Source organism: Rhizobium sp. P1_E6 (assembly GCF_056405875.1).
The window spans coordinates 1-10,170 of sequence record NZ_JBFUBG010000137.1; the positions used below are offsets into that span (position 1 = coordinate 1).

A 10,170-nucleotide genomic window follows, 5' to 3' on the forward strand; every position below is an offset into this window, starting at 1 on the left:
CTGCTCTTCTTCATCGCCTTCCTGCTGCTTGTGGCCGATAGTCTGATCGTKCTCTTCATGAACGGCGCCTTTTCACGCCTGCGCCCGCGCGCCCGCGCTGCCGCAACGATCGCCATTGCGCTCTCGGCTGGTCTCATGCTGCATCCGGACATCCTGCATGCCAATGATACACAGCCGGGCGACGACGTTGTCATGCAACGGCTGGACAATACCCATCTCGCCTATGTTGTGACCGGCGAGCAGGACGTGGACAATATTTCCGAACAGGGGCTCCATGGTCTCACGAGTTTTCTGACATACCGCACAACGCTGGAGCCTGCTCCGCCCGTCGGCCTCGACCTCAACAAGGACGAGCTTGCCTTCTACCCGATCATCTACTGGCCGATTTCGGCGACTGCGCCGATGCCCTCCAACGCCGCCATCAGCCGCATCGACGCCTATATGCGCAATGGCGGCACCGTTCTTTTCGATACGCGCGATCAGATCGACTCGCTCGAAGGCGCCAGCGACACGACCGCCAATGGCCAGCGCCTGCAGCAGATCCTTGCCAATCTGGATATTCCGCCGCTTGAGCCCGTCCCGCACGACCATGTGCTGACCAAGTCCTTCTATCTGCTGTCGAGCTTCCCCGGCCGTTATGCCGGCAGCCCGCTCTGGATCGAGGCACGGCAGGGCGGACAGAGCAACGGCAACAAGCCGGCCGCCGCCGCAGACGGCGTCTCGCCGATCTTGATTACCGCAAACGATTTTGCCGGCGCATGGGCCGTTGATGATAATGACACGCCACTGCTGCCCACCGTGCCGCCGGAGGAGACGCAGCGAGAATATGCCTTCCGCTCCGGCGTCAACATCATGATGTACATGCTGACCGGCAACTACAAGACAGACCAGGTCCACGTGCCCGACCTGCTCGAACGTCTGGGGCAGTGACATGACGCTCGATTATTCGCCCTTCCTGCCCTGGCCGCTTCTGGCGGTATTGACCGGCATTGTCCTCGTGATCGCCGTCTTCGCGATCTGGCGCGGCATTCGCGGCGCATGGATCCGCGCGCTTGCGGCACTTGCCCTGCTTGCAGCACTTGCTAATCCGGTATTGCTGCAGGAAGACCGCGACCAGCTTTCGACCATCGTCCCCGTTATCGTGGACCGCAGTCAGAGCCAGCAGACAGCTGATCGCATGACGATGACCGATGATGCGCTTGCATCGCTGAAAACGCAGCTCGCCCGCTTTCCCCAGATCGAGCCCCGCTTTGTCGATGTGAACGAAGACCGCAATTCCGACGTGCCGTCCACCCGCCTCTTCGATGCGCTATCGGCTTCGATCGCCGATGTGCCGCCTTCGCGCGTCGGCGGCGCGATCATGCTGACGGATGGCGAAGTGCATGATGTGCCCGGCGTCAACCAAGCGCTCGGCTTTGACGCACCAATCCATGGCCTGATCACCGGCAAGCCGAACGAATTCGACCGCCGTATCGAGGTGATCAAGGCGCCCCGCTTCGGCATCGTCAACGAGGAGCAGCAGCTCGTGCTGCGCGTCTTCGACGACGGCCCAAGCCCCGGCGGCGTGGCCAATGTGACCGTGCGCCTCAACGGCGACGAGATCGCCACGCTGCAGGCGACACCCGGCCAGGATACGCCCTTCTCCTTCAAGGTGACGCGCGGCGGCGCAAATGTTCTGGAATTCTCCGTTGCCGGCATTCCCGGTGAGGTCACGGATGCCAATAACCGCGCCGTACACATCATCGACGGCATCCGCCAGAACCTGCGTGTCCTTCTCGTCTCGGGCGAACCGCATGCAGGCGAGCGTGCATGGCGCAATCTGCTGAAGTCCGATGCCTCCGTCGACCTCGTACACTTCACCATTCTGCGACCGCCGGAAAAACAGGACGGCACGCCGATCAACGAGCTGTCGCTGATCGCCTTTCCGACGCGCGAGCTGTTCGTCGACAAGATCAAGGATTTCGACCTGATCATCTTCGATCGATATCAGGATCGCGCCAATGTGCTGCCGATGCTTTATTACGACAATATCGCCCAATACGTGGAAAATGGCGGCGCGCTGCTGATTGCCGCCGGTCYGGAACATGCCAGCCCCGAGTCGATCGCCATGACGCCGCTCGCCTCCGTGCTGCCGGCCGAGCCGACCGGCCGGATGATCGAGCAGGCCTTCTATCCCCGCTTGTCCGAGCAGGGCCGCAAGCATCCAGTCACCCGCGGGCTTGATGGTTCCGGCGATGAGCCTCCGCATTGGGGCCGCTGGTTCCGCAGCGTCGATGTCGACCGGCCGCAGGGCCAGACCGTCATGGTCGGCGCCGATAACCATCCGCTGCTGGTCCTCAACCGCGCCGGCCAGGGCCGTGTCGCCATGCTGCTCTCCGATCAGGGCTGGCTCTGGGCGCGTGGCTTCGAAGGGGGGGGTCCGCACGTCTCGCTCTATCGCCGCATCGCCCACTGGCTGATGAAGGAACCGGCGCTGGAAGAAGAGGCTCTGACGGCGCGCACCTCCGGACGTACGCTGGAGATTACCCGCCAGACGATCGGCGATGCGCCGGGAGACGCGATCGTACGTTACCCCTCCGGCAGGACCGAGAACCTGCCGCTGACGCAGACCGAGCCTGGCCTCTATAAGGCCGAAAAGCGCATGGACGAAATTGGCCTCTTCGAAATCCGCAACGGCGATCTGACGACGCTCGCCCATGTCGGCGCCGTCGATGCGCCGGAATTCAAGGCGATGATCTCGACGACCGCGGCGCTGAAGCCGATCACCGACAAGAGCCGCGGCCTGGTCACCCGCGTCGTCAACAATGCCGGCGCCATCTCCGTCCCGCCGATCCTGCCGGTGCGCGGCCAGGTGCGCGTGACCGACAATGACCGGATGCAGATCCGCATGACCAACGAGACCGTGCTGAAGGGCATCAACACCCTGCCGCTCTTTGCGGGATTTGCCGGTGTCGGCATCCTGCTTCTCGCCTTTGGCGCCATGTGGTGGCGTGAAGGACGTTAGCTGTGCCGGAATTCGAGCTCACCGCCTCCCCTTCGCCGGAAGAGCTCGCCGTCATTTCCGATGGGCTGACGGCCTTCAACAAAGAGGATGTCGGCCCATCCGGACGGCAAACGCTTGCCATTCTCATCCGTGACACCGATGGAAAGGTTTCGGGCGGCCTGTCCGGTTTCACCGCCTGGGGCTGGCTCTTCGTGCAGATGCTCTACATTCCCGATACGCTGCGTGGCGGCGGCTTGGCCGGCAAGATTCTCGCGAAGGCGGAAGAGGAAGCCGCCGCCCGCGGCTGCCGCGGCGCGTGGATCGATACCTTCAATCCGCATGCCCTCAGCGCTTACCAGCGCCAGGGCTATGAGATCTTCGGTGAACTGCCGGATTTTCCAGAGGGTCGCACCCGGACGTTTCTCAAGAAGCTGCTCTGATTATACCCGCCAGGCGATCGTCCCCTTCAGCCGCGCATGCGTGTCTTCAGCGATCGGGACGACGAGTACACGGCCCGGATCGACTGGACCCGGAAAAGTCAGCGCGCCGTAAGCAACCTTCTCGAAACCGAGCGGACCGTAATAGGGTGGGTCGCCGACGAGGATGACGGCCTCCGAACCCTTTCGTTTGGCAGCCTCGACCGCGATACGCACCAGTTCCCGGCCGATACCCTTGCTCTTGTGCGAGGGCCGCACCGCAAGCGGTCCGAGCAGATGGCCCTTCACTGTTCCCGCCAGAACCGGCGTCATGCGCACCGAAGCGATCGTCTCCCCGTCATCGGCACAGATGAAGGAGAGCGACAGGTCATGCGGCCCCTGTTCGCGGATGCGCGCGGCGGCACGCGTATGCCGGCCGGGACCGAATGCTTCTTCGTTGATGAGTTCGATAGCCGCGTCGTGAGACGCATCCTCGGTGAGGTAGACGAGATCGTGCTTGTACATGAGCATGGAAACAGAGACCGTATAGACGCAGATATATGGGTTCGCGAACACGCCGTCAGGCGTTCGGGAGCATCAGCGTCGTCGCAGGCCTCTGGGAATAGACATCAAGCAGGATTCCAGAAATTTGTGAGGAAGGCGGATAGCAGGAAAAAATTTCGGCGTCCATTGCAAAAATTCGGGCAGAAGCCGGACGACTGAGACGCAGTGTTCAATCTTTGCCGCCTGCAAAAAGCGGCATACTGCGATATCTATCTCGTAACAAACAATTTCAGAGGTAAGCTCATGGGCATGCTGGTAGACGGCGTCTGGCGTGACGTCTGGTACGACACGAAGGAAACGAAGGGCCATTTCAAGCGTCAGCCCTCGCAGTTCCGCAACTGGATCACGGCAACAGGCGAAGCCGGCCCCAGCGGCAAGGGCGGCTTCAAGGCCGAGGCCGGCCGCTATCACCTCTATGTCTCCCTCGCCTGTCCCTGGGCGCACCGCACGCTGATCTTCCGCAAGCTGAAGAAACTCGAAGATCTGATTTCCGTCTCGGTCGTCGACCCGCTGATGGTGGAAAACGGCTGGGAGTTCAAGGTCGGCGATGGTGCCACTGGCGACCAGCTCTTCGGCTCCAAGGCACTATGGGAAGTCTACGTGAAGGCCGATCCGCACTATTCCGGCCGTGTCACCGTGCCTGTTCTCTGGGACATCAAGACCGGCACGATCGTCAACAACGAGTCGGCTGAAATCATCCGCATGTTCAACAGCGCCTTCAATCATCTGACGGGCTCGACGGCGGATTATTATCCGGAAGACCTGCGGAGCGATATCGATGCGCTGAACGACATCGTCTATGACACCGTCAACAACGGCGTCTACAAGGCGGGCTTTGCCACCACGCAAGCGGCTTATGAAGAGAATGTCGTCAAGCTCTTCGAAACGCTGGATAAGCTCGACGAACGTCTTGGCAAGGGCCGCTACCTTTTCGGCGATCGCCAGACCGAAGCCGACTGGCGGCTCTTCACGACGCTTGTGCGTTTCGACCCTGTTTATGTCGGCCACTTCAAGTGCAACATCCGTCGCATCGAGGACTACCAAAACCTGTCGGGTTATCTGCGTGACCTTTATCAGACTCCCGGTGTCGCTGAGACGGTGAACCTGCGCCACATCAAGGAACACTACTACCGCAGCCACAAGACCATCAACCCGACCGGCATCGTACCCGTCGGACCTGCACTCGATCTCGATCGGCCGCACGGCCGCGACAGGCTCGCAGCCGCAGCCTGAATCTCACCAGTAATGCGCCGGCTCCGCCTCGCCGCGGAGTTCGGCGAGCCTTCGTAGCGTCGCCTCGGTCGTCTCCTCGGGCAGATTATCGATCTCGAAGAAGCCGCTTTCGGCAATCTCCCAGTCCGGCGGCCGCGGCGCGGTCTGCTCCACTGTGGCACGGTAGAAGACCACATGGTCGCGCCGGGTGATGCTGGTATTGAAATAGACGTGAAAGAGCTTCGGCTTGCCCACGATCTTGAGGTTGCCTTCCTCCCGCAATTCCTTGATCAGCGCCTCTTCTGCCGTCTCGTCGCGCTCCAGCCCGCCGCCCGGCATGTGCCAGCCGCCGGTGTAGCCGTGACGAACGAGAAAGAGGCGGCCCTGCTCGTCGAAACAGGCCGCACGCACTCCCATCGTCATGCCGCGCACGAAGGAAAAATACACGTGCAGCAACCTCAACAACACTTTCATGTGAAGCGGCCATTTTTGTTTGTCTGCCATGGTTTCTTTCAGGCTCGCATCGCCGGGATGTGTTTGAATTGTAAATAAGCTGGTCTATGTGTCGTTGCATGTTCAAGCTCGCGCATATCTCTGACATCCATCTCGGACCCCTGCCCCGCCTTTCCATTCACGAGCTTTTCTCGAAACGCATTACGGGCTTTGTGAACTGGCACCGCAACCGGCGCAAGCATCTTTTCGGCAGCACGCTCGATCTGCTGCTGGACGACATCCGCACCCATAAGGCCGACCATCTTGCGGTGACCGGCGACCTCGTCAATCTGGCGAGTGGCATCGAGATCCGCTCCGCCGCAGCCTGGCTGCGCGAACTCGGCGATCCCGCCGCCACCTCGGTCGTTCCAGGCAACCATGACGCCTATGTGCCGGGCTCCTACGAGAAATCGATGCGCGCCTGGTATGACTATGTGCGCGGCGACCTCGCCCCGCCGGAATGGGAAGAAGGCCGGCACATTTTCCCTTATCTGCGCATCCGCGACAAGGTCGCGATCGTCGGCTGCTCCACCGCCGTCGCAACCCCGCCCTTCGCCGCGTCGGGCTTCTTCGGTGCGCGGCAGGCCCGCGATACGGTCAACATGCTGCGCGCCGCTGGCGAGGCGGGCCTTTTCCGTGTCGTCATGATCCATCATCCGCCGATCCGCGGCGCAACCTCTTTCTACAAACGCATGATCGGCATTCGCCGTTTTGCGGCCGTCGTGTCCACCGGCGGAGCGGAACTCGTGCTGCACGGCCATACCCATCTCAATACGCTTTACTGGTTGCGCGGCCAGACAGGTCCGGTACCCGTCATAGGCATCGCATCGGCGTCTCAGGGGCCGGGCGGCATCAAGCCGCGCGCCGCCTATAATCTCTTCTCGATTTCCGGTTCTCCGGGCGCCTGGGAGGTGAAGGGAGAGCGTTTCAGCATAAACGACACGGGCGACGGCATGATGCCGGAAAGTGCAGATATTTTCAGACTTTAGAGGCAATTGCGGAATCAATTCCGACAGCCATTGAACCAACCTGTGAAGAGCGGTTGCCGATGTCGTAACATCAGCAATAAAGGCCTCCGGGCCTCTTGGTATTTTTATCTGTCGGCGTACAATCCGGTCACCGCATCGCCTCAAAACGGAGTACGCCCGATGACTGCCTCCCTTCATCGCCTGTGCAGACTTTCGCTTGTTTCCGTCTTCACTCTCGGGCTTGCCACATCCGCCTTTGCGGTCGGTGGCGGGAACGATGACACCTCGCCTCCGCAGAAGACCCAAACGACCAAGACCTGCACCAAGGGCAAGGTCTGGGATGCCAAGAAGAAGGAATGCGTCGATCCGAAGAAGCAGAGCTTCAACGATGACGATCTCTATAAGTTTGCCCGCGAATTCGCCTATGCCGGCCAGTATGAGAACGCCATCACGGTGCTTAACCTCGCGCAGAACCAGAACGACCCGCGCATCCTGAATTATCTCGGCTATGCCAACCGCAAGGCCGGCCGCGTGGAACTCGGCATGTCCTACTACAAGAAGGCGCTGCAGCAGGATGAGAATTACATTCTCGCCCGCTCCTACATGGGCATGGCGCTCGCCGAACAGGGCGATGTCCAGGGCGCCCGCGTCCAGCTCGTCGAGATCCGCGATCGCGGCGGCGAAAATACCTGGGCTTATCGCGCTCTTCTCCAGAGCCTGAACGGTCACAGGACATATTGAGGCAAGCTGCGCGGGCTATGGTACGAAATCCTTGGGAAGGGATGGATGAATTGAACCCCGCGCTTGCGAAATACAGGCGACTTGTTCCATAAAGCCGCCTGTATGGCCGGGATAGCTACGATGGCTTCGCGCCCGCCGGGCGAGGCCCGTACGCGAAGCCGCCCGAATGCAAAGCCAGTATGAATGCCGGCCGATGTGAATGCTTCTTGGAAAGACGATGCGCCAACCCGCCACCACCACCGATATCCGGCGTGATCTCGTCGGCCTCCTGCCCCGCCTCCGCCGCTTTGCCATCACGCTCGCGGGAGAGACGGCTGTGGCCGACGAGCTGGTACAGGCGGTCTGTCTGCGCGCAATTTCCAGGGGGCATCAGTGGAACGGTGAAGGCCGACTGGAAAGCTGGATTTACACACTGGCCCGTCAGCAATGGGCCGATGACAGCCGCAAGCGCAAGCCGCGGCCAGCCGCACGAGGCAATGTGACAGATATCCGCGACGCCATTCGCGACCGCGCGGCGGTCGTCGATGCCGATGCTCTGCACCGCATGCTCGTGGAAATGCCTGAGGGTGTGGCCAGCATCTTCCTGCTGATCGATGTGGAAGGGCACAACTATCAGCAGACAGCCGAAATCATGAGCATCGCGATCGGCAGCATTGCCGGCCAGCTTGCGACGGCACGACTCCATTTCGCCGCATTGTCCGGTCACAATCCGCCCATCCACAGGTACTGACTGATTTGCTCGATTTCAAAAAACAGCCGCTCGAAGCCCAGCTTGCCGCTCTCCTCGACGGCGAAACCACACCGGAACAGAAGCTGGAGCTGGAAAACCGGCTCGTGATCGATGAAAACGCCCGCAAGATCTACGATAAGCTCCGCCACGGCGTCGATTTCGGCCGCCGCAAGCTGGACGACATGCTGAAGGAGCCGGTTCCGCTGGCGCTCGTCCGCTCGATCAAGAGCACGCAGCCGCCGAAGACACCGATCGCCCAGCGCAACAGCCGCCCGCAATTCAAGCTCGCACCGAGCGGTCGCCAGGCGCTTGCCGCGGCCCTTATCCTCTTTGTCGTCGGCGGCRGCATCGGCTATTTCATCGGTAATGCGCCGGATACGGATGACACCGCGCCTGTCGCAGCAACCCAGATCAATACGAATGACTGGCTGGGTGACGTCACCGCCTTCCAGCGGCTTCTCCTGCGCCAGCCACGCCACCTCGTCGAAGTGCCGGCCTCGCAGTCCGAGGAAATCTCATCCTGGCTGACGACGGCAATCGGCGTACCGTTCCGCGTTCCGGATCTGTCTCGCGACTCCTGGACCTTCCAGGGCGCCCGCGTGATCCTCGGCGATAGCCGTCCTGTTGGTCAGCTCGTCTATTCCAACACCGACGGCGACATCATCTCGATCTGCTTCCGCAAGGATGCGCAGCCGCCGGAAACGGAAGACTTCAAGGAAACGATCCGCGACGAGATCGGCCTCGTGACCTGGCACAATGCCGGCACCTCCTATGTGCTGGCCGGCCCCTCGGCCGAAGCCACGCTCGGCCAGCTCGCCATGGAAATCGCCGCCGCCATCTGACGGTCAAGGTACCAGCACGACCTTTCCACCGACCCGGCGCTCCTCAAGCGCGCGATGCGCCTCTGCGGCCTGGCTCAGGGAAAAGCTTCCGCCATGCACGATCCTCAGCGCTCCGGATGCCGCAAGATCGAAGAGAGCCGCGAGATCATCCCTCCACCTGCCTCCCGAGATCAGCGGCAGGAGCGAAAAGCCTTTCAGTGACTGGTTCGCATCAAGCATGGAGCGGATTTCGGAAAGCTCGAACGAAAACCGCCCCATGGCCGCAAGCAGCATCTCTCCGGCGGGAGCAAGTGCTGTCAGCGAAGTTCTGGCGATATCGCCGCCAACGGTCTCATAAATGACATCGGCACCCTGGCCTGCGGTCGCAGCCCTTACCGAAGCGGTCCAGTTTTCCCCAGTGTAATCGACCGCCATATCGGCACCGAGAGAGATGGCGAGCTTCCTCTTGTCATCGCTGCCGGCAGCCGCGATCACCATGCTCGCTCCTTCCAACCTTGCAAGCTGCACCAGCAGGGAGCCCACACCGCCGCCGGCGGCGTTGATCAGCACCACCTTTCCCTTCGGCGGGCTGCGACGCACCATGTTCAGGGCCGTCAGACCCTGAACCATCAACGCCGTCGCATCCGCAAAAGAAAGGTTCTCCGGCAGTCGCACCACCGAGCCCGAGTTCACAGCCACAAATTCCGCGTAACCGCCGAAGCCGCGTCCAATGGCAAAAAGCGGCACGGTGACACGTGCACCCTGCAGCGAAGGGTCGGCGTCAGGTCCGAGCCTTTCGACGACGCCTGCCACTTCCACGCCGGGAAAGGCAGGCAGCGGCGGCGTGACGGCATAACGATCCGCCCGCATCAAAACCTCGAAGAAATTGATGCCGGCAGCATGGATACGCACCAGCACTTCGCTGCCTTCCGGCTCCGGCGTCGGCACTTCGACGATTTCGAGAACCTCAGGCGGACCGAAGCGGGTGAACTGAACGGCTTTCATCACAGACCTCACGTTTTGATGGCGTGAGACAGGCTTTACCACTCGATTTCCGGATAAAAATACACACATGTCAGTGCCATACCCACCAGGAGGTGACCATGGCCGAGCCCATGAAAAGACTGCCGAAACTGCCTGTGGAGCGGGCCTTGAAGGTCATTTCCGGGCGCTGGAAACCCGTCATCCTCTATCATGTCTTCTCCGGCCCCAAACGGCTTTCGGAGCTCAAGCGCATGATGCC

At 61.3% G+C, this 10,170-nt stretch carries 11 protein-coding genes and 1 pseudogene; 9 read left to right on the forward strand and 3 right to left on the reverse strand.

The annotated features are described in order from the left end of the window. The 3 genes from AC1D35_RS33030 to AC1D35_RS33040 form a co-directional block, all read left to right on the forward strand. Positions 1-930: DUF4159 domain-containing protein (locus AC1D35_RS33030; protein WP_477942066.1), on the forward strand; the 930-nt coding region annotated here is incomplete at its 5' end. Between the two features lies 1 nt (position 931). Continuing rightward, positions 932-3,004: a hypothetical protein gene (locus AC1D35_RS33035; RefSeq protein ID WP_477942068.1), complete on the forward strand. Its 2,073-nt coding sequence runs from the start codon at positions 932-934 to the stop codon at positions 3,002-3,004. Between the two features lie 2 nt (positions 3,005-3,006). After that, complete coding sequence (locus AC1D35_RS33040; RefSeq protein WP_113308796.1) at positions 3,007-3,423, forward strand: GNAT family N-acetyltransferase; 417 nt, start codon at positions 3,007-3,009, stop codon at positions 3,421-3,423. Here AC1D35_RS33040 and AC1D35_RS33045 read toward each other — a convergent pair. Beyond that, positions 3,424-3,997 (reverse strand): annotated as a pseudogene (locus tag AC1D35_RS33045) (GNAT family N-acetyltransferase). A gap of 209 nt (positions 3,998-4,206) precedes the next feature. On the opposite strand from AC1D35_RS33045, the gene AC1D35_RS33050 reads away from it, so the two are divergent. After that, complete coding sequence (locus AC1D35_RS33050; protein ID WP_113308854.1) at positions 4,207-5,196, forward strand: glutathione S-transferase family protein; 990 nt, start codon at positions 4,207-4,209, stop codon at positions 5,194-5,196. A gap of 3 nt (positions 5,197-5,199) precedes the next feature. Here the strand turns inward: AC1D35_RS33050 and AC1D35_RS33055 are convergent, their stop codons facing one another. After that, positions 5,200-5,679, reverse strand: a complete 480-nt coding sequence (locus AC1D35_RS33055; protein WP_113297546.1) for an NUDIX domain-containing protein — start codon at positions 5,677-5,679, stop codon at positions 5,200-5,202. Positions 5,680-5,747: 68 nt separating this feature from the next. On the opposite strand from AC1D35_RS33055, the gene AC1D35_RS33060 reads away from it, so the two are divergent. From AC1D35_RS33060 to AC1D35_RS33075, 4 genes are all read left to right on the forward strand, one after another. Continuing rightward, positions 5,748-6,656 carry a metallophosphoesterase family protein gene (locus AC1D35_RS33060; protein ID WP_113297545.1) on the forward strand — a complete coding sequence of 303 codons (909 nt, stop codon included), beginning with the start codon at positions 5,748-5,750 and terminating at the stop codon, positions 6,654-6,656. Positions 6,657-6,815: 159 nt separating this feature from the next. Continuing rightward, positions 6,816-7,376: a tetratricopeptide repeat protein gene (locus AC1D35_RS33065; protein ID WP_113308795.1), complete on the forward strand. Its 561-nt coding sequence runs from the start codon at positions 6,816-6,818 to the stop codon at positions 7,374-7,376. Between the two features lie 217 nt (positions 7,377-7,593). Continuing rightward, positions 7,594-8,106: an RNA polymerase sigma factor gene (locus AC1D35_RS33070; RefSeq protein ID WP_113308794.1), complete on the forward strand. Its 513-nt coding sequence runs from the start codon at positions 7,594-7,596 to the stop codon at positions 8,104-8,106. A gap of 5 nt (positions 8,107-8,111) precedes the next feature. After that, positions 8,112-8,948 carry an anti-sigma factor gene (locus AC1D35_RS33075; protein ID WP_477942072.1) on the forward strand — a complete coding sequence of 279 codons (837 nt, stop codon included), beginning with the start codon at positions 8,112-8,114 and terminating at the stop codon, positions 8,946-8,948. Between the two features lie 3 nt (positions 8,949-8,951). On the opposite strand, the gene AC1D35_RS33080 is transcribed toward AC1D35_RS33075, so the two are convergent. Beyond that, entirely contained in the window at positions 8,952-9,932 is a 981-nt protein-coding gene (locus tag AC1D35_RS33080; protein ID WP_113308792.1) for a zinc-binding dehydrogenase, read from the reverse strand. Positions 9,933-9,985: 53 nt separating this feature from the next. Here AC1D35_RS33080 and AC1D35_RS33085 point away from each other — a divergent pair. Next, on the forward strand, positions 9,986-10,170 hold a 185-nt coding region (locus tag AC1D35_RS33085; RefSeq protein WP_477942075.1), incomplete at its 3' end, for a winged helix-turn-helix transcriptional regulator.

Coding starts and splice junctions, on each gene's coding strand:
- AC1D35_RS33050 (WP_113308854.1), top strand. CDS start 4,207: ATGGGCATGCTGGTAGACGGCGTCTGGCGTGACGTCTGGTACGACACG.
- AC1D35_RS33065 (WP_113308795.1), top strand. CDS start 6,816: ATGACTGCCTCCCTTCATCGCCTGTGCAGACTTTCGCTTGTTTCCGTC.
- AC1D35_RS33080 (WP_113308792.1), bottom strand. CDS start 9,932: ATGAAAGCCGTTCAGTTCACCCGCTTCGGTCCGCCTGAGGTTCTCGAA.
- AC1D35_RS33060 (WP_113297545.1), top strand. CDS start 5,748: ATGTTCAAGCTCGCGCATATCTCTGACATCCATCTCGGACCCCTGCCC.
- AC1D35_RS33055 (WP_113297546.1), bottom strand. CDS start 5,679: ATGGCAGACAAACAAAAATGGCCGCTTCACATGAAAGTGTTGTTGAGG.
- AC1D35_RS33070 (WP_113308794.1), top strand. CDS start 7,594: ATGCGCCAACCCGCCACCACCACCGATATCCGGCGTGATCTCGTCGGC.